Here is an 18768-nt window from a genome sequence, read left to right as displayed (position 1 = left end):
AGATTGTCGTAGGTCCTACCCTTGTCGGTATGGCAACACCCCTGCGCGAGCAGTCCGACCACGCTCCCGTCAGTCCACCCCGAGCAGGATCCGGCGTCGTGTACGCGGTCAGCGGCGTTCTCGCCGGGCTCGTCGCCGCGCTGGTCGTGGCGATGTCCGCGTCCCAGGCGCTGGTCTTGATGGGCATCCCCGACCCGGGACCCTTCACCACCTACGGTCTACCCGCGCTGCGCGCGGTCAGCGAGGTCGCCGCCGTCATCGCGGTCGGATCCTTGCTGTTCGCGGCGTTCCTGGTGCCGCCCCAGAAGTCGGGAGTCCTCGACGTCGACGGTTACCGCGCGATCCGGACCGCCTCGGCCGCGGCGTTCGCGTGGGCGCTGTGCTCTGTGATCATGGTGCCGCTGACGCTGTCGGACACGTCCGGCCAGCCGTTCTCGGAGGCCGCGAAGCCGTCCAACCTCTTCTCCGCGATCGGGCAGGTCGAGACCGCCGTGGCCTGGCAGTGGACCGCGATCCTGGCCGTCGTGCTGGCGATCCTGTCGCGGATCGTGCTGCGCTGGTCGTGGACGCCGTTCCTGTTGGCGCTCAGCGTCGCGACGATGATGCCGCTCGCAGTCACCGGGCACTCGTCGTCCGGCGGTTCGCACGACGTCGCCACCAACAGCCTGATCTGGCACCTCGTCGGGGCGGCGTTCTGGGCCGGTGGCCTGTTCGCGCTACTCGCACACGCCCGCCGGCGCGGGGCCTACACCGACGTCGCGGCGCGCCGGTTCTCGTTCGTGGCGACCATCTGCTTCGTCTCGATGGCACTGAGTGGTGTGATCAATGCGCTGGTGCGACTGCCGATCGGTGATCTGTTCACCACCACGTACGGGCGACTGATCGTCGCCAAGGTCGTCGCGCTGGTCCTGCTCGGTGTGTTCGGCTGGATGCAGCGTCGCCGGGCGCTTCCCGCGCTCGCAGCCAACCCGGAATCTCGCAGCGCGCTCATTCGGTTCGCGGGCGCCGAGGCGCTCGTGTTCGCCGCGACGATCGGCATCGCGGTCGGCCTGGGTCGTACCCCGCCGCCGCCACCGGCCACGCTGCCGACGCTCACCGAGGTGGAACTCGGCTACAACCTCGACGGCCCGCCGACCTTCGGGCGTTTCGTCACGGACTGGCGTTTCGACCTGATCTTCGGCACCGCCGCGATCGTCCTCGCGGTGCTCTACATCGTCGGGCTGCGCACGCTGCGCAAGCGTGGCGACAGCTGGCCCGTCGGTCGCACGATCGCGTGGATGTGCGGCTGCGCCGTGCTGCTGATCGGCACCTCCTCGGGTGTGGGCCGGTACGCCCCGGCGATGTTCAGCGTCCACATGGGTGCGCACATGGCGTTGTCGATGCTGGCTCCCGTTCTGTTGGTGCTCGGTGGCCCGTTCACCCTCGCGCTGCGAGCGCTGCGACCGGCGGGCAAGGACGGTGTGCCAGGTCCCCGCGAGTGGCTGCTCGCGTTCCTGCACAGCCCGATCTCCCGATTCCTCACCCAGCCGATCGTCGCGTCGGTGCTGTTCGTCGGCGGTTTCTACGCGCTCTACCTCGGCGGCATCTTCGGCGCGAACGTCGACAGCCACACCGCGCACGTGCTGATGAACCTGCACTTCATCCTCAGCGGCTACCTGTTCTACTGGGTCGTCATCGGCATCGACCCGTCACCGCGGCAGCTGCAGCCCATCACCAAGTTGGCGATGGTGTTCGGGTCGCTGCCGTTCCACGCGTTCTTCGGCATCGCGCTCATGAGCATGGGCGAGGTCATGGGTGCGACGTTCTACCGCTCGCTGGGGCTGGGCTGGAACGCCGACCTGCTCGAGGACCAGCGGCTGGGCGGCTCCATCGCATGGGCCACCGGCGAGGTCCCCCTGGTGCTCGTCATGCTCGCCCTGCTGGTGCAGTGGTCGCGCAGCGACCAGAAGACCGCCAAGCGAGTCGACCGTGCCGCCGACCGCGACGACGGCGCCGACCTGGCCGCACACAATGCGATGTTCGCCGAACTGGCCCGCCGTGACCGCGAGTCGGGTAGGTAGCACACCCGCACGACACGAACCGTCGCCGAACCCGGGTCCCGGGCGAGGCTGTGGATACGACTCGGGTTCGTCCACAGATTCGTCCGGACCCGGATTCGAGCCCGAATCCACGGCATCGTCGAACGCACCGTCCCAACCGGGCGGTGCGTTCGCCGTTCCGGCGACGCGACAGGAGACAGACGCGCGAGGGGGCACTCGATGTACGAGACACACGGCACGGTCGTGGGCACGGTGATCACCGATCCGGTCAAGCGGGAAACCGCGTCCGGTGAAGAGGTGATGAGCTTCCGGATGGCGAGCAACGTGCGCCGGCGTGACCGCGAGACGGGGGAATGGACCGACGGCGGGACGCTGTACCTGACGGTGAGCTGCTGGCGCAGGCTCGTCCAGGGGGTGGGGGCCTCGCTCATGAAGGGCGACCCGATCATCGCGCACGGCGAACTGCGCACCAACGAGTACAAGACGCGCGACGGCGAGCAGCGGTCCGACCTCGAGATGCGGGCCACCTCGATCGGACCGGACCTGGCGCGCTGCACCGCCAAGCTCGACCGGTCGTGGCGTTCACGCGGCCCGGCAGGGTCGGACGGGGCGGAGGAGGCGCCTCCGCAGCCCGACGCGGCCGAGGGGAACTTGGGCCGCGAGACTCACGACGCCGAGGGCGGTGCCGAGGCCACGGTGCTCAGCTAATTGTCGTTCAAACTAATCGCCGTTCAATTCCGTCGCCGATCTTAATATTCCTTGAATTTCGGACACCTCGGTCAATTTGGATCGAATTGCTGGATTCATTTTTCGGAAGAATGTTTTCCCGTAGCCTTCAATTGCCCTGGCAGTGATTGCCGAAGCTACGAGAATCTGGAGATGAGAATGGGATTGCATTCTGAAGCACAGGGAAGTCATCGGCGCGGTGTTCGGCGCCTGGTCGTGGTGTCGGCTGCCGCTATCGCTCTTGTCGGCGGCGCCGCGGCAACAGCAACGACAGCCTCGGCGTCGTCGTTGTCGACGAACAACGGCGGCAGCGTCACCCTGAACCTCGGCAGCAGCGGCGGCAGCCTGAACTTCGGGAGCTTCGAATTCGGCAGCAGCAACTTCAATTTCGGAAGCTTCAATTTCGGCAGTAGCAACGGCGGAGGCGGCAACAACGGTGGTGGTGGCGGCAACAACTAGGTCGCTTCCCGAGTAGTCCGCCCATGCGGCCGCTCCGGCCGCATGGGCGGACGTCGGAAATGTCCGTCCGTGCGGCCCGGGCTGACGTAACACCGATTTCGATATGGGTTCATGTCGAGGCTGATCGCCGATCGCCCTATTTCTGGTTTCCAGGAGCGGGCGCGTTCGCCAGCGCGTGACCAATCGGTAATTGTGTTCGGTCGGTCTGTGATCGGCGCCGAGATGTTGGACGCGTTGACGGCGCCACGAGGTGTCGTTCGAACGCCGCCACCGCACCGTGCGCCCATTCCTGTTCGCTGCGGTGCCAGTTCTCGCCGAGGGGCTCGGCGCAATCCCGAATCTGCGTGGAGCCGGCACCCTTCTCGGCCGGTTCGCCGCTGATCTCGACCCCACGGGGTGTCGACGCCACGTACCCGACATGCCCGGCCGATCGCGACGCGACCGCGACGGGACGATGCCGCCTGGTCGAGGCGGCACTCGACGAAACCGACGGGACAAGCCTCGCTGACGGCCCTCGCGTGTTCCGCCGATCGGGCGGCCGTACGCCCGACCCGCAGACGGCGGTCGACTTCCGGGTGACGATCAGGGATTCGTGCGCAGTGACTCGGAGCCGGGGAGTTCCGTTCCAGCCCCGTCATGCAGCCTCGTCGTGCAGGCCACCGTGCAGGCCGTCGTGCAGGCCGTCGTGCAGTCCGCCGTCCATGGGCCCGCGATCGGTGCGGCGCTGGTCATCGCCGGTGACCTAACCGATCGCGGGGCGAGAGCCCTCGCGGGGCGCGGTACGCTGGCGGTCGAGTCGTACGTTCTCGCAGCCGGTGAGCTGCGCATTTCCGTCCCAGATTGGAGCCTTTGGGTGGCTGAGTTCATTTACACGATGAAAAAGGTGCGCAAGGCGCATGGCGACAAGGTCATCCTCGATGACGTCACCATGAGCTTCTACCCGGGCGCCAAGATCGGTGTGGTGGGCCCGAACGGCGCCGGTAAGTCGAGCATCCTCAAGATCATGGCCGGGCTGGACCAGCCGGGCAACGGCGAGGCCTTCCTCGCGCCCGGCGCATCGGTCGGCATCCTGATGCAGGAGCCGCACCTGGACGAGACCAAGACGGTTCGCGAGAACGTCGAGGAGGGTCTCGGCGAGACGATGGTGCAGCTCAAGCGGTACAACGAGATCGCCGAGTTGATGGCCACCGACTACTCCGACGAGCTGATGGAGGAGATGGGCACGCTCCAGGAGAAGCTCGACCATGCCGACGCGTGGGAGATCGACTCGCAGCTCGAGCAGGCTATGGACGCGCTGCGCTGCCCGCCGCCGGACGAGCCCGTCACCCACCTCTCCGGTGGTGAGAAGCGTCGCGTGGCGCTGTGCAAGCTGCTGCTGAGCAAGCCCGACCTGCTCCTCCTCGACGAGCCCACCAACCACCTCGACGCCGAGTCGGTCCTGTGGCTCGAGCAGCACCTGGCCGCCTACCCCGGCGCCATCCTGGCCGTCACCCACGATCGCTACTTCCTCGATCACGTCGCGCAGTGGATCTGTGAGGTCGACCGCGGACGCCTGCACGGTTACGAGGGCAACTACTCCACGTACCTGGAGCAGAAGGCCGCCCGTCTCGAGGTGCAGGGCAAGAAGGACCAGAAGCTGCAGAAGCGGCTCAAGGACGAGCTCGCCTGGGTGCGTTCCGGCGCCAAGGCCCGTCAGGCGAAGAACAAGGCGCGCCTCGACCGCTACGACGAGATGGTCACGGAGGCCGAGAAGCACCGCAAGCTGGACTTCGAGGAGATCCAGATCCCGACCCCGCCGCGCCTCGGCAACGTGGTGGTCGAGGTCGAGAACCTCGACAAGGGCTTCGACGGCCGCCTGCTCATCAAGGACCTGTCGTTCACGCTGCCGCGCAACGGCATCGTCGGCGTGATCGGCCCCAACGGCGTCGGCAAGACCACGCTGTTCAAGACCATCGTCGGGCTCGAGCAGCCGGATTCCGGCACCGTGAAGGTCGGCGAGACGGTCAAGCTCAGCTACGTCGACCAGAACCGCGCCAACATCGACCCGACGAAGAACGTGTGGGAGGTCGTCTCCGACGGACTCGACTTCATCGAGGTCGGCCAGAACGAGATGCCGTCGCGTGCCTACGTCAGCGCGTTCGGCTTCAAGGGCCCGGACCAGCAGAAGCCGGCGGGTGTGCTCTCCGGCGGTGAGCGCAACCGCCTCAACCTGGCGCTGACCCTCAAGGAGGGCGGCAACCTGATCCTGCTCGACGAGCCGACCAACGACCTCGACGTCGAGACCCTGAGCTCGCTCGAGAACGCGCTGCAGGAGTTCCCCGGCTGTGCCGTCGTGATCTCCCACGACCGCTGGTTCCTGGACCGGACCTGCACGCACATCCTGGCGTGGGAAGGTGCCTTCGGCGACAACGAGGCCGCCTGGTACTGGTTCGAGGGCAACTTCGAGGCATACGAGGAGAACAAGGTTGCGCGCCTCGGCGCCGACGCGGCTCGCCCGCATCGCGTCACGCACCGCAAGCTCACCCGGGACTGATTCGTGGCCGACCGGATCTACACCTGCGACATCCAGGTTCGTTGGGGTGACTCCGACCGGCTCGGGCACGTCAACAACACGCGCGTCGTGGAGTACATGCAGGAGGCGCGTTCGCTCTTCCTGATCGAGGGTGCGGCGTCGGTGGGCGCCGCACCCGGCGCGGTCGTCGTCCGCAAGATGGACGTCGAATTCCTGCGCCCCATCACCGACGCGTCCGGCCCGGTGCGGGTCGAGGTGTCGGCGGTCCGCCTGGGGACGTCGTCGTTCACACTGCGGCACGTCGTCAAGGACGTCACCGGCAATGTCTGTGCCAGCGGTGACGCCCTCATGGTCGGGTTCGATGTCCGGGGTGAGCGTTCGCGCCCGCTGACCGACGGCGAACGACAGGTCCTCGAGGGCTACCTGCCGGCATCCACGCCGGCGTAGGCCTGGCGCACACCGGTCGGATCCGAGATCCACCCCGCTCGGGGTCACCGCGGTTAGGCTCGCCAGTGAGCCACCCGCGGTGACCTCGAACAGGGATGGAGCGTCGCAATGACGGATTCTGCCGATTCCGACCGGTCTCTCGAACTGCCCGCCGGGCTGCGGGCATGTCTACCGGATCTGGCGGCCGCCTACTTCCGTCACACCTCCGCCGGTGAGCACGACAGCGTCCTGGACCGTCATGCGGACGCGATCATCCGTGAGCACGTGTTGCTCGCCTACCGTCGCGCGCCGGGCGATGCGGTCACCCGCGTCCACCGTCCCTCCGACGGCACCGGTGTCGGCGCCGCCCTGCAGATCGTCACCGACGACATGCCGTTGCTCGTCGAGTCCGTCACCGCGCTGCTGGGCCGGCTGGACGCCTCGATCACCGAGGTGGTCCACCCCATCCTGGGCGTACGCAGGAATGCCGACGGCACGCTGGAACAGATTCTGGCCGACGTCCCGATCCGAGACCTCCCGAACGGCGCCCTCGCGGAGTCGTGGATGCACGTGCAATTGCATCCCGCAACCGAGGACGAGGTGCTCGATTCCCTCGAATCATCCATCACCGATGTGCTGTCCGACGTGGGACAGGTCGTGGCGGACACCGATGCCATGCGCGCACTGCAGCTCGCACTCGCCGCCGAACTCGATGTACGAGGCGAGAACCCGCCGCCCGGGCGGTCGGCCGACGAGTTGCGAGACTGTGCGAACCTGTTGCGCTGGCTCGCCGACGGCCACTACACGGTGCTCGGCTACCGCCGCTACGAATGCGGGGACGATCACAGCACCCGGCGGATTCCGGAGAGCGGACTGGGCGTGTTGCGATCGGATGCCCACGCCGACGAGCACATCAAAATCCCACTGACAGTGGATATTCCGGACCGTCCGCTGTTGGTGCTGACGCAGGGCTCGGCGCCCGCAACGGTGCACAGGTCGGTGTACCCCTATTTCGTGGGTGTCAGCATCCTCGACGACGAGGGCGCGATCGTCGGAGAGCACCGGTTCCTCGGGGTGTTCACGGTGACGGCCCTGCACGAGAACGTCCTGGAGATTCCGGTGATCGCGCGGCGCGTGCGCACCGCGATCGAGCGTGCGGGTTTCGCTATCGACTCCTTCTCGGGCCAGGCGATGCTCGAGGTGGTGCAGTCGTTTCCGCGCACCGAGTTGTTCTCGATCGATGCCGACGCGCTGCTCGAGACGATGACCTCGGTGCTCAACATCGGGCTGCGCCGACAGGTGCGGCTGTTCATGCGCGAGGACAGCTTCGAGCGATTCGTGTCGTGTCTGGTGTACCTGCCGCGGGACCGGTACACGACCCGGGTGCGACTGGCGATGCAGCAGATCCTGCTCGACGAGCTGGGCGGCGGATTGCTCGACTACACGGCCCGGGTGTCCGAGGGAGACCTCGCGATGCTGCATGTGACGATCCGGAAGCCGCCCGGCGCGCGTGACGGCCACGTGGACACCTCGGAAGCGAATCGGCTCCGCATCCAGGGGTTGCTGGCCGAGGCGAGTCGCAGCTGGGACGACCATTTCGCGGATGCCGTGGCGGCCGATCCCGACGTGGACCCGGCCGTCGCCGCGAAGTACGCGGCCGAGCTTCCCGAGGGCTACAAGGAAGACTTCGACGCTCTGGAGGCGCTCGTCGACATCAGCCGCTTCGAGGGCCTCGATGCCGATTCGATCGACATGCGGATCCACCACGATCCGCCCGCCCCGTCGTGGCGGTGGCAGTTCGCGCTCTACTTCGCGGGCGAGGGAATCTCGTTGTCCCACATACTTCCGGCGCTGCACAGTCTCGGTGTCGAGGTGCTCGACGAGCGGCCGTACGCGGTCCGGCGCCCGGACGGACTCCAGTGCTGGCTGTACGAGTTCGGGCTCGCGGTCCCCCCGGAGCTGTTGGGTGACGCCGCGGCCGGGGTGAGCGCCGGTGGGCCCGACGAACAGTTGCGTGATCGTGTGACGGAGGCCTTCGCGGCGATCTGGTACGGCCGATGCGAGGCGGACCGGTTCAACGAACTGGTACTGCGTTCCGGCCTGGACTGGCGGCAGGTGTCGGTGCTGCGCGCCTACGTGAAGTACCTGCGCCAGGCGGGATTCGCCTACAGCCAGGGGCACATCGAGTCCGTGGTGCTGGCACATCCCGAGGTGGCCCGGTTGCTCGTCGAATTGTTCGAGTCGCTGTTCGCCCCCGATTCCGCGTCCCCGCAGCGCTCGAAGGCCCTGGAGCGGAAACTGCGCACCGCGATCGACGAGGTGGTCAGCCTCGACGTCGACCGCATCCTGCGCGCGCTGTTCGGTCTCGTGCGGGCGACGCTGCGCACCAACTACTTCGTGCTGGACTCCGACGGGCTCTCGCGCGAGGTCCTCTCCCTGAAGTTCGAGCCGGCCCGCATCGCCGAACTGCCGAAGCCGCGGCCGCAGTTCGAGGTGTTCGTCTACTCGCCCGACGTCGAGGGCGTGCACCTGCGGTTCGGCCCGGTGGCGCGCGGTGGGCTGCGCTGGTCGGACCGTCGCGAGGACTTCCGCACCGAGATCCTCGGTCTGGCCAAGGCACAGGCGGTCAAGAACGCGGTGATCGTCCCGGTGGGTGCCAAGGGCGGATTCGTCGTCAAACAACCGGTGGCGCCGACGGGCGATCCGGTCGTCGACCGGCAGGCCGTGCGCGATCAGGGTGTGGCCTGCTACCGCGCGTTCATCTCCGGGCTGCTGGACGTCACCGACAACGTCGACCGGGTCACCGGCGCGGTGGTGCCGCCGGCGCGGGTGGTCCGACGCGACGAGGACGACACGTACCTCGTGGTCGCGGCCGACAAGGGGACGGCCACGTTCTCCGACATCGCGAACGGCGTCGCCGCCGAGTACGGGTTCTGGCTCGGCGACGCGTTCGCGTCGGGGGGCTCGGCCGGATACGACCACAAGGAGATGGGCATCACCGCCCGCGGCGCGTGGGAGAGCGTCAAACGACACTTCCGGGAACTCGGAATCGACGTGGCAGCAGACGATTTCACGGTCGCCGGGATCGGTGACATGAGCGGCGACGTGTTCGGCAACGGCATGCTGTTGAGCGAACACATCCGGCTCGTGGCCGCGTTCGACCACCGGCACATCTTCCTCGACCCCGATCCGGATGCGGCCCGCTCGTTCGCCGAGCGGTGCCGCATGTTCGCGTTGCCGCGGTCGTCGTGGGACGACTACGACCGCTCGCTGATCAGCGAGGGCGGCGGCGTGTACGCGCGGACCGCGAAGTCGGTGCCGATCAGTCCGCAGGTGCGCGAGGCGCTCGGACTCGGGGCCGACGTGACCGCGATGGCGCCGCCCGATCTGGTGAAGGCCGTTCTCTCCGCTCCGGTGGATCTGCTGTGGAACGGCGGTATCGGCACCTACGTCAAGGCGGCATCGGAGTCCGACGCGGCGGTGGGGGACAAGAGCAACGACGCCGTGCGGGTGCACGGAGCCGACCTGCGGGCCCGTGTGGTCGGTGAGGGCGGCAATCTCGGTGTCACCCAACTCGGCCGGATCGAGTACGCCCTGCACGGCGGCAAGATCAATACCGACGCGATCGACAACTCGGCCGGGGTCGACTGCTCCGACCACGAGGTCAACATCAAGATCCTCCTCGACTCGCTGGTCAGCAGTGGTGCCCTCGAACAGGACGATCGCGACCCGCTGCTCGCGTCGATGACGGACGACGTGGCGCGACTGGTGCTGGCGGACAACGTCGCCCAGAACGACCAGCTGGGGATGTCTCGCGCGAGTGCGCCGCAGATGCTCGGCGTGCACCGTCGGCTGATCGCGACCCTGATCTCGCACCACGGCCTCGACCGGAAGCTCGAGGCTCTTCCCACCGAGGCCGAGTTCAACCGTCGCGCCCAGGCCGGTGCCGGCCTGACATCACCCGAGTTGGCGACCGTGATGGCCCACGTGAAGCTGGCGTTCGAGCAGGACCTGCTGGCGACCGAACTACCCGACAGCGAGTTCTTCGCGTCCCGGCTGCCCGGGTACTTCCCGCGGCCCCTGCGTGAGCGGTTCACGTCCGCGATCCGCGCGCACCCGCTACGCCGCGAGATCGTGGCGACGATGCTCGCAAACGAGGCGATCGACAACGGCGGCATCACCTACGCCTACCGGCTCGCCGAGGACTCCGGCGCGTCCAGCACGGACGCGGTCCGTGCCTACGCGGCGGTCACCGAGATCTTCGGCCTGCACGACGTGTGGGAGCGGGTCCGGGTCGCCGACATCCCGTCGGCCGTCTCGGACGTGCTGATGCTGCAGTCGCGCCGGGTGCTCGACCGGGCGTCGCGATGGTTCCTGTCGAACCGGCCGCAGCCGATCGCGGTCGGCGCCGAGATCAGTCGCTACTCCATCGAGTACCGACGGTTGGCACCGAAGGTTCCCGGTTGGCTGCGCGGGCACCACGTGACGGATCTGGAGAAGCGGTCGCGCGCGGCCATCGCGGACGGCGCGCCGCGCGAGCTCGCCCTCGAGGTGTATCGGCTGCTGGACCTGTATCCGCTGCTCGACATCGTCGACGTCGCCGACATCTGCGAGCGGGACGGCGAGGAGGTTGCCGAGCTGTACTACTCGCTCGACGCGCACCTGGGCATCGACTGGTTGCTCACGGCGGTGTCCGATCTCGAGCGTGGCGACCGCTGGCATTCGCTGGCGCGGCTGGCGCTGCGGGACGACCTGTACGGGTCGCTGCGCTCGCTCACGCTGGAGGTGCTGGTCGGCGGTGAACCGACCGAGACGTCGCAGGAGAAGATCGACTACTGGGAGTCGACGAACGCATCACGACTGGCGCGGGCGAGGTCCGCGCTCGCGGAGATCTTCGAGTCTGGAACGCTGGACCTCGCGACGCTCTCGGTGGCGGCGCGTCAGGTACGCAGCATGGTGCGGGGAGTGGGCACCCGATCGGAGGTTGGACGTTGAGCGTTTCGCAGGAGGCGGGGACGAACGGTGAGGTCGCCGGCACACACGTCGGATTCCACACGAAGGTGGCCGTGCGCTGGTCCGACATGGACGTGTTCCAGCACATCAACCACGCACGGATGGTGACGCTGCTCGAGGAGGCGCGGATCCCGTGGCTGTTCGAGGACGACTCGCCGACGGTGACGCTGCGCGACGGCGCGGTCATCGCGGACCTGCACGTGCGTTACCGCGGTCAACTCCGGCACGACGACAGCCCGCTCGACGTGCTGATGTGGATCGAACAGGTCCGCGCGGTCGATTTCACGATCGCGTACGAGGTGCGGCCCGCCGGTGCGGCGCCCACGGCGCCGGCGGCGATCGTCGCGTCCACCCAGATCGCGGCCTTCGACATCGGCACCCAGCGGTTGCGTCGGCTGACGGCCGCCGAGCGCGAGTATCTGGAGAGCTGGAAGCGTGAGTGAGCGAGTTCTGACGGTTCCGGACCCCGCGGACCGCGCCGACCTGGCGGTGTTCATCGGGCGTGCCCTGCGGCTCGACGAGGCTGCGGTGGTGCGGTTGCGGCAGCGGCAGGCCGGCGGTCTGTCGGTCTGGGCTGCCACAGGATTCGATGCTCTCGCGACACGGGCCGTGGCCGGGGGGATTCGCCCGGAGGACACGACGGCGGGTGCCGACGTCCTGCTGCGGGCGCTGGCGGAGCCCGATGCCGGTCCAGACATCGATCCGGGTTTCGCGATGGATTCGGCGTGGCGCGGCGCGTTGCCGCCCGAGTCGGGGTTCGTGCACGTCGACGACGTGCCCGCACGGGTCCTGCTCGGGCTGGCGCAGCGCGGCGCCGCGCTGGCGAAGGAGCACGGCAGTGCGCACGGGCCGCCCGCGTCGCTGCTCGAGCAGAAGGTGCTCGAGGTCGAGGGCGGCGGTACCCGGGTCGAGGTCTCGATGCGCACCGTGTTCGCGCTCACCGGAATGGGATTCGTGCCGCTCGCCGACGGCGGGGCGGCGACGGCCGAGACCGAACTCGACCGCATCGCCGAGACCGAACTGGTCCGGGTCCGCGCCCACGCGTCGTGGGTGCGACTCGACGCCCGGTTCGGTTCGGTCTACGCCCGTCGCGGCGGCGCCATCCCGCTGTTCACGGCGTAGGGCTGTCGGTGGTGTCGGGCGCGATCAGCACCGGCACCAGGAACCGCTCGACCATCGCGCGTTCGTCCGCGGCGTCGGCACCGGGCACCATGAGCAGCGAGACGATGGCGCGCACCAACCAGCGTGCGCGCCGGACGGTTTCGGCGTGATCGCTGTGCCAGACGTCGGCCAGGAACGCGGTGCCGATCACCTCGATCACCTCGGACGTGCTCGCCAGTTCCGACGCGAGGCCGGCGTCGCCGAGGCCGAACCACGCCGCGAGCGTCGGGGTGGAGCGGACCTCTGCGATCGCCAGCAGGACGGCCTCGGTCACCCGCGACCCGGCGTCGTCGATGGGTGCGACCCTCGCGGCGATCTCCTCACCGAGCCTGCGCGCCTCCCTGTGGACGTATGCCCGGTGCAGCGCCCGACGGTTCTCGAAGTAGCGGTACAGGGTGGCACGCGAACACCCCGCGGCCTTGGCGACCTCGGCCATCCCGGTTCCCGAGACACCGCGTTCCACGAACAACTCGGCGGCGGCGTCGAGGATCTTCCCGGCCGCCGCCTCGTTGCGTTCGTCCTGCAGCCAGGAGCCGGAAGTGCTGGGCGCCCCGACGGTTTCGGAGGTCATCGTCCGACGGCTCGGAACGGGACGTGGGTGGGCCGGCGGACGTAGTTGCCGGCGGCGTACTCGACACCGTCGATGTCCACCTCGAAGTCGGGGCATCGGGCGAGTAGTTCCTCGAGCGCCACCCGAGCCTGCATGCGGGCGGCCGCGGCGCCGAGGCAGTGGTGGTTGCCGTGGCTGAACGTCATGATCTGCCGCGGGTTGCGGCGCACGTCCAGTTCCTCGGCGTCGGGGCCGTACACCCGCGGATCGCGGTTGGCGGAACCGTACGCCAGCAGCACCTTCCGCCCGGCCGGGATCGTGACGTCCTCGATGGTCACATCACTGGTGGTCGTGCGGGCCAGGCCCTGCACCGGCGACGTGAGCCGCAGGAACTCCTCGATCGAGCCGGAGAGGAGTGCGGGGTCGTTCAGCAGGAGTTCGCGCTGATCGCGGCGCTGCGTCAGCAGTTGCACTGCGCCGCCCAGCATTCCGGTGGTGGTGTCGTTGCCGCCGGTGACCATCGTGAAGGCGAACCCGAGGATGGACAGCAGGCCCGAGATGTCGTCGCCGTCGGCGCCGATCCCGGCCGCGACGAGGTGCGAGATGGTGTCGTCGCCCGCGGTGCCCTTGCCGACCTCCGCCCGACGGCGTTCGATGAGACCGCCGAAGTAGCCCATCAGCTCGCCGACGGCGTTCGCCGCCTCGAGCGGGTCTCCGGTGGCGTTGGCCGCGACGATCGCGTCGGTCCAGCCGTCGAACCGGCCGCGGTCCTCCTCCGGGACGCCGAGGTAGTGGGCCACCACCATGCTCGGCAGGGGCTTGAACAGTGCCGTGACGATATCGCCCTCGCCGGCATCGCGCAGTCCCTCGATCCGCTCGACGACGAACCTGCGCACCTCCGGTTCCACGGCCTCCACCTGGCGCGGTGTGAACCCGCGGGCGACCAGGCGGCGGAACTGAGTGTGGACGGGCGGATCGAGCATCACGAGCGGTGGATTGTCGCGCAGCCCGATCTTGTCCAGCTCGCCGTACGTCATCGTGAGCCCCTCGGCGGACGAGAACGTGTCGGCGTCGCGCGCCGCCGCGTACACGTCGGCGTGCCGGGTGAGGACCCAGTAGTCGTTCTCGGGCGAGTCCGCCGGAATCACGTTGTGAACGGGGTCGTGGTCGCGCAGGGCCGCGTACATCCCCCACGGGTCGCGCCAGGTCTCGCCCGACCGGGGGACATAGGACGCCTGGCTGGACATTGTTGTCATCATGTTTAGACAGTGAGACAGATCGCGAACTTTGTCAAGGGTCCCGAGATGCGGCGAACCCCGGCCGTGGGCTGGGCCGCCCGAGCTGCCCGAAGCGGGCACCCACGGCCGGGGTTCTGCCGCACGGCGTTACTGACCCATGACGTACTTGACGGTCGGGCCGGTGGTCCAGCCGCCGTCAACCGCGATCTCCGCGCCCGTGACGTACGACGCGGCGTCCGAGAGTAGGAAGGTGACCGCACCCGCGATCTCGTCGGCCTCGCCCACACGGCCCATCGGGGTGTTGGGGTAGTTGCCCTCGCCCGGCTGGATCCCGATGCCGGCGGTCATCGGCGTATACGTCATGCCCGGATGTACGGAGTTCACCCGGATCCGGTCGGTGCCGAGTTCGACGGCGGCGATCTTCGTCAGCCCGCGCACCCCCCACTTCGATGCGCCGTAGCCGGCGGTGAGGGCCAGGCCCATCAGGCCCGCCGCAGACGAGATGTTCACGATCGAGCCACCACCGGCGGCGCGCATCGGCGCGATGACCGCCTGGAGGCCGTTGAACACGCCCACCAGGTTGATGTCGAGGACCTGCCGGAAGTGCTCGAGCGGCTCGTGCTCGATGTACTGCCCGGTGGAGACTCCCGCGTTGTTCACCAACCCGGTCAGACCACCGAACTCGGAGACCGTGAACTCGACCGCGGCGCGCCACGCGTCGGCATCGGTGACATCGAGGTGGACGTACCGGGCCGCATCGCCCAGGTCGGCAGCGGTCGCGCGGCCGTCGTCGTCGAGGACGTCGGCGATCACCGCCCTGCCGCCGCCGTCGACGATCTGGCGGGCGAATGCGGCTCCGAGCCCGCGGGCGCCGCCTGTGACGAGAACAACCTTGCCGGACAACATCTTCGAAGCCTCACTCATGGGTTCAACCTTTCTGGGGAGATGTGGTGTCACTTGCCGCGGGCGGCGTGCCGGGCGCCGATGAAGCCGCAGACCATCGCGGGACCGATGGGCGTGCCTGCTCCGGCGTAGTCGTTGCTCATGGCCGAGGCCGACGTGTTGCCGGTCGCGTACAGGCCGTCGATGACGCCGCCGTCCGGGCGCAGGACCTGACCGTCCTCGTTGTGCACCAGTCCGCACTTGGTGCCCAGGTCCCCGGCGACCATCACCTGCACGATGCCGTCGGGTCGCTGGAACGACGGCGATGGCCTCGGCGACGGCACCGGAGGTGATCATCCACCATGCATCGTCCATGAGATCGACCGCAGCGCCGACATTCTGGCCCGCGACGCCGTCGCCGCTGTTGTGCTTGGACGCGTCGATAGGCGTCGAGGTTGGCCGACGGGACCCGGTCGCCGAGGACCGCGTCGAGGTAGCGGCGGACGTCCTCGCGGGAGTCGCCCAGACCCTCACCGACCAGCAGGGGATTGTTCGGTACCCACACTGCGCCGCCGGGCAGCGCAGTGAAACCACCTGCGCCGCTGCCGACGAAGAGCAGATCCACCTCGTGGGCCCACCGGGGCTCGGTGGACTGCTCGGTCCGGGGCGACTCGGTCGCAGGCATCGCAGGCATCGCAGGCATCGCGGGCATCGCGGGACTCCTCGGGGGGCGTGGGGGAGGCGGTGACGCTGCGTCCAGCCGACACGTCACGTCGCGTCCACGACACTAGGGAGCGCTCGGATCGGTCCGAAATCGACTCTCCCGCTGGGCGGGAGGCCCGCGAATCAGACCAACCAGGCTGCCGCATCGGCCGGCAACAGCCCGTCGGCGAGGGGCGTGCTGGTGAGCAGCACCGTGCCCGGAGGGAGTTCGATCGCGGTGTCCGTGGTGTTCAACACGCAGATGAGCCCGCCGGTGCGGCGGAAGGCGAAACAACCGGGAGGGCTTCCGTACCAATCGATTCCGGGTCCCGAGCATTCCGGCAGGCCGGCTCGCATCTCCAGGGCTGCGCGGTAGAGCGACAGCGTCGAGTCGACGTTCTCGAGCTGGGCTTCCACGCTCAGCGCCGCCCATTGCGGCGGGATCGGCAGCCACGTGTCCGGCGTCGTCGAGAACCCGAAGGGCGGTCGGTCGCCCTCCCACGGCAACGGGACCCGGCACCCGTCGCGACCGCGCTCGGTGCGCCCGGACCGCTCCCACGTCGGGTCCTGGAGGACGGCGTCGGGGAGATCGACGTTCGGGAGGCCGAGCTCGGCGCCGTTGTAGACGAACGCCGCCCCTGGCAGCGCGAACTCCACCAGCGCCATCGCGCGGGCGCGGGCGACCCCGCGGGTTCCGCCGCCGTACCGGGTCACCTCGCGTTCCACGTCGTGGTTCGACAGCGTCCAGGTGGGGGTGCCACCGACCCGTGCCACGGCGTCGAGTGAGTTCTCGACGGCGGCGCGCACCGCGTCGGCGTCGAACGGGGTCTCGGCGAGCCGGAAGTTGAAGCCGAGGTGCAGTTCGTCGGGGCGCACGTACTCGCCGAACCGCTCGTTGTCGCGTACCCAGATCTCGCCGACCGCCATCGCGTACGGGTACTCGTTCATGACCCGGCGGATACCCCGGTGGATCTCGTGCACGGCCGGGTTGTTGAACCGCGGATCGTCGTCGTCGTTCTTCAGGAGCTCGTTGGTGGCCCAGTCGTGATCGGGGAGCCCCTCCGGCTTGGCCATGCCGTGCGCGACGTCGATGCGGAAACCGTCGATGCCGCGGTGCAGCCAGAATCGGAGGGTCGTCTCGAGATCGGCGAACACCTCCGGGTTGTCCCAGTTCAGATCGGGCTGTTCGCGCGCGAAGATGTGCAGGTACCACTGTCCCGGGGTGCCGTCCGGCTCGGTGATCCGCGTCCACGCGGGACCGCCGAAGACGCTCGGCCAGTTGTTGGGTGGCTGTTCGCCGTCCGGACCGCGGCCGTCACGGAAGATGTAGCGGTCCCGGGCGCTGCTGCCGGGACCCGCGTCGAGGGCCTCCCGGAACCACGGGTGCTCGCTGGACGTGTGATTGGGGACGAGATCCATCGTGACGCGGATGCCGCGGGCGTGTGCCGCCGCGATCAGCTCGTCCATCGTGGCGAGGTCGCCGAACAGGGGGTCGATGTCCCGGGGATCGGAGACGTCGTAGCCGTGATCGGCCATCGGCGACCGCATCACGGGGCTGAGCCATAGCGCATCGACGCCCAGCAGTTCGAGGTAGCCGAGCCGGTCGATCACTCCACCCAGATCACCGATGCCGTCGCCGTTCGAGTCGGAGAACGACCGCGGATAGATCTGGTAGAAGACAGCGTCCGACCACCACGAACGGGCGTCGCCGGTGATAAGGCTGGTCGACTGATCCTCGCGGGGCGTCACAGTCATTCATAGTGCCGCATCGAGGACCCGCGAACGCGGAACCGTGGCCGCTACACCGGCGAGTTGACCATCGACGCCGCCGCCGTGTCCATGTAGTCGATCAGTGCCCGGCGGTGCGGTTCGTCCAGCGTCTGCTCGTCGATCGAGGCGATCGCGGTGTGCATGCAGCGCAGCCACGCGTCCCGTTCGATCGGGCCGATCCGGAACGGATTGTGGCGCATCCGCAGGCGAGGATGTCCGCGTTCCTCGGAGTAGGTGCGCGGCCCGCCCCAGTACTGCTCGAGGAACATGCGCATGCGGCGCTCGGCCGGCCCGAGGTCCTCCTCGGGATACAGCGGCCGGACCACCTCGTCCTTCGCCACTTCCTCGTAGAAGCGGGCCGTGAGCTTGTGGAACGTCTCGGCTCCGCCGACGGCTTCGTAGAAGGTCTGCTTCGTGATGGGGTTTGTTTCAGTCATGTCCCGTCCCATTGTGCCCGGTTTCGAGTCGAGCATGCCTCGAGGATGCCTGAGCTCGCCCGCGGGTGGTGCGCGGCACCGTTCGTTCACCGGCCGTGCGGCAACTTTTTCGCAGAAATGGGTGTGCGGGAGCCGATCATCCGTGGTCAACTGGGGTCAGTCTTCGCGGAGGTCGCATGACACATCGACAGAGCGCGCGAGCGCACCGACAACTCGTGCCCACTGACGTGTGGGGAAACCGCACGTCGGGGGCTTTTCCGCTGCATGTCATCCCCGAGCCCGGATCGTCCGGGCTCGGTCTGCCGAGTGTGGGCACCCTGACCTCATGGAACAAACGTCGGGTGCTGCTGCTCAATGCCACGTTCGAACCTCTCACCGCACTGCCGGCGCGTCGCGCCGTCGTGCTGATGGTCTGTGACAAGGCCGACCCGGTGCACGAGGACCCGCTCGGTCCCGTGATCCACTCGGAGGGCTGCTCCCTCCAGGTGCCGTTCGTCATCCGGCTCCGCAACTACGTCCGGGTCCCGTACCGGACCCGCATCCCGATGACTCGCGCCGCGCTCATGCACCGCGACCGCTTCCGCTGCGGGTACTGCGGGGACAAGGCCGAGACGATCGACCACGTGGTGCCACGCAGTCGCGGAGGCGGGCATTCGTGGGAGAACTGCGTCGCGTGCTGCGCCCCCTGCAATCACCGCAAAGCAGACAAATTGCTCACCGAGCTGGGGTGGACGCTCCAGACCGCCCTCGTGCCACCGTCAGGACCGCACTGGCGGCTGCTGTCGACCACCACCGAGGTGCATCCCACCTGGCTTCCCTATCTGGGTGAGGGCGCGGCCTGAAACCCCTCGGC

The 18768-nt window shown here is 68.5% G+C and carries 14 protein-coding genes and 1 pseudogene; 9 read left to right on the top strand and 6 right to left on the bottom strand.

The features are described 5' to 3' along the window. The first annotated feature begins 29 nt into the window (after nucleotides 1–29). The 8 genes from AC1RIF_RS14995 to AC1RIF_RS14960 all read left to right on the top strand — a co-directional run bounded on the left by AC1RIF_RS14995 (nucleotide 30) and on the right by AC1RIF_RS14960 (nucleotide 12297). Entirely contained in the window at nucleotides 30–2060 is a 2031-nt protein-coding gene (locus AC1RIF_RS14995; protein ID WP_492602147.1) for a bifunctional copper resistance protein CopD/cytochrome c oxidase assembly protein, read from the top strand. 198 nt (nucleotides 2061–2258) lie between these two features. Next, nucleotides 2259–2747 (top strand): single-stranded DNA-binding protein, encoded by a 489-nt coding sequence (gene ssb / locus AC1RIF_RS14990; RefSeq protein WP_492602146.1) that lies wholly within the window; start codon nucleotides 2259–2261, stop codon nucleotides 2745–2747. A gap of 171 nt (nucleotides 2748–2918) precedes the next feature. After that, nucleotides 2919–3224: a hypothetical protein gene (locus AC1RIF_RS14985; RefSeq protein ID WP_492602145.1), complete on the top strand. Its 306-nt coding sequence runs from the start codon at nucleotides 2919–2921 to the stop codon at nucleotides 3222–3224. An 853-nt stretch (nucleotides 3225–4077) separates the two neighbouring features. After that, a complete protein-coding gene (gene ettA / locus AC1RIF_RS14980; RefSeq protein ID WP_492602144.1) occupies nucleotides 4078–5757 on the top strand; it encodes an energy-dependent translational throttle protein EttA in 1680 nt (559 codons plus the stop codon). Nucleotides 5758–5760: 3 nt separating this feature from the next. Then, nucleotides 5761–6183, top strand: a complete 423-nt coding sequence (locus AC1RIF_RS14975) for an acyl-CoA thioesterase (protein ID WP_492602143.1) — start codon at nucleotides 5761–5763, stop codon at nucleotides 6181–6183. A 108-nt stretch (nucleotides 6184–6291) separates the two neighbouring features. Next, nucleotides 6292–11157, top strand: a complete 4866-nt coding sequence (locus AC1RIF_RS14970) for an NAD-glutamate dehydrogenase (protein WP_492602142.1) — start codon at nucleotides 6292–6294, stop codon at nucleotides 11155–11157. Further along, nucleotides 11154–11618, top strand: coding sequence for an acyl-CoA thioesterase (locus AC1RIF_RS14965; RefSeq protein ID WP_492602141.1), 465 nt, complete (start codon nucleotides 11154–11156; stop codon nucleotides 11616–11618). Before AC1RIF_RS14970 ends, AC1RIF_RS14965 begins: the two co-directional genes overlap by 4 nt. Then, on the top strand, nucleotides 11611–12297 hold the full coding sequence (locus AC1RIF_RS14960) for a DUF8010 domain-containing protein (protein ID WP_492602140.1): 687 nt from the start codon (nucleotides 11611–11613) through the stop codon (nucleotides 12295–12297). The genes AC1RIF_RS14965 and AC1RIF_RS14960 overlap by 8 nt, the downstream gene beginning before the upstream one ends. On the opposite strand, the gene AC1RIF_RS14955 is transcribed toward AC1RIF_RS14960, so the two are convergent. The 6 genes and pseudogenes from AC1RIF_RS14955 to AC1RIF_RS14930 all read right to left on the bottom strand — a co-directional run bounded on the left by AC1RIF_RS14955 (nucleotide 12287) and on the right by AC1RIF_RS14930 (nucleotide 17915). Then, nucleotides 12287–12907 (bottom strand): TetR/AcrR family transcriptional regulator, encoded by a 621-nt coding sequence (locus AC1RIF_RS14955; protein ID WP_492602139.1) that lies wholly within the window; start codon nucleotides 12905–12907, stop codon nucleotides 12287–12289. The genes AC1RIF_RS14960 and AC1RIF_RS14955 overlap by 11 nt on opposite strands. Then, complete coding sequence (locus AC1RIF_RS14950) at nucleotides 12904–14145, bottom strand: cytochrome P450 (protein ID WP_492602138.1); 1242 nt, start codon at nucleotides 14143–14145, stop codon at nucleotides 12904–12906. The genes AC1RIF_RS14955 and AC1RIF_RS14950 overlap by 4 nt, the downstream gene beginning before the upstream one ends. A 126-nt stretch (nucleotides 14146–14271) precedes the next feature. Beyond that, nucleotides 14272–15048: a glucose 1-dehydrogenase gene (locus AC1RIF_RS14945; RefSeq protein ID WP_492602137.1), complete on the bottom strand. Its 777-nt coding sequence runs from the start codon at nucleotides 15046–15048 to the stop codon at nucleotides 14272–14274. Nucleotides 15049–15077: 29 nt separating this feature from the next. Then, a pseudogene (locus AC1RIF_RS14940) lies at nucleotides 15078–15293 on the bottom strand (FAD-binding protein); the annotation flags it as partial. A 559-nt stretch (nucleotides 15294–15852) separates the two neighbouring features. Beyond that, nucleotides 15853–17463, bottom strand: a complete 1611-nt coding sequence (locus AC1RIF_RS14935; protein WP_492602136.1) for a glycoside hydrolase family 13 protein — start codon at nucleotides 17461–17463, stop codon at nucleotides 15853–15855. Between the two features lie 44 nt (nucleotides 17464–17507). Then, entirely contained in the window at nucleotides 17508–17915 is a 408-nt protein-coding gene (locus AC1RIF_RS14930) for a globin (RefSeq protein ID WP_492602135.1), read from the bottom strand. A 176-nt stretch (nucleotides 17916–18091) separates the two neighbouring features. Here AC1RIF_RS14930 and AC1RIF_RS14925 point away from each other — a divergent pair, with 176 nt between their 5' ends. Then, nucleotides 18092–18757, top strand: coding sequence for an HNH endonuclease (locus AC1RIF_RS14925; RefSeq protein WP_492602134.1), 666 nt, complete (start codon nucleotides 18092–18094; stop codon nucleotides 18755–18757). Nucleotides 18758–18768 lie beyond the last annotated feature (11 nt).

It is taken from the genome of Prescottella sp. GW823-FHT02E09 (genome assembly GCF_058797375.1).
The sequence above is the reverse complement of the archived record's forward strand: the minus strand, read 5'-3'. Positions and strand labels throughout refer to the sequence as shown.

Bases quoted from the DNA above. Each gene is read 5' to 3' on its own strand.
- AC1RIF_RS14955 (WP_492602139.1), bottom strand. From the start codon at position 12,907: ATGACCTCCGAAACCGTCGGGGCGCCCAGCACTTCCGGCTCCTGGCTG.
- AC1RIF_RS14970 (WP_492602142.1), top strand. From the start codon at position 6,292: ATGACGGATTCTGCCGATTCCGACCGGTCTCTCGAACTGCCCGCCGGG.
- AC1RIF_RS14930 (WP_492602135.1), bottom strand. From the start codon at position 17,915: ATGACTGAAACAAACCCCATCACGAAGCAGACCTTCTACGAAGCCGTC.
- AC1RIF_RS14925 (WP_492602134.1), top strand. From the start codon at position 18,092: ATGACACATCGACAGAGCGCGCGAGCGCACCGACAACTCGTGCCCACT.
- AC1RIF_RS14945 (WP_492602137.1), bottom strand. From the start codon at position 15,048: ATGAGTGAGGCTTCGAAGATGTTGTCCGGCAAGGTTGTTCTCGTCACA.
- AC1RIF_RS14935 (WP_492602136.1), bottom strand. From the start codon at position 17,463: ATGACTGTGACGCCCCGCGAGGATCAGTCGACCAGCCTTATCACCGGC.
- ssb (WP_492602146.1), top strand. From the start codon at position 2,259: ATGTACGAGACACACGGCACGGTCGTGGGCACGGTGATCACCGATCCG.
- AC1RIF_RS14950 (WP_492602138.1), bottom strand. From the start codon at position 14,145: ATGATGACAACAATGTCCAGCCAGGCGTCCTATGTCCCCCGGTCGGGC.
- AC1RIF_RS14985 (WP_492602145.1), top strand. From the start codon at position 2,919: ATGAGAATGGGATTGCATTCTGAAGCACAGGGAAGTCATCGGCGCGGT.
- AC1RIF_RS14995 (WP_492602147.1), top strand. From the start codon at position 30: ATGGCAACACCCCTGCGCGAGCAGTCCGACCACGCTCCCGTCAGTCCA.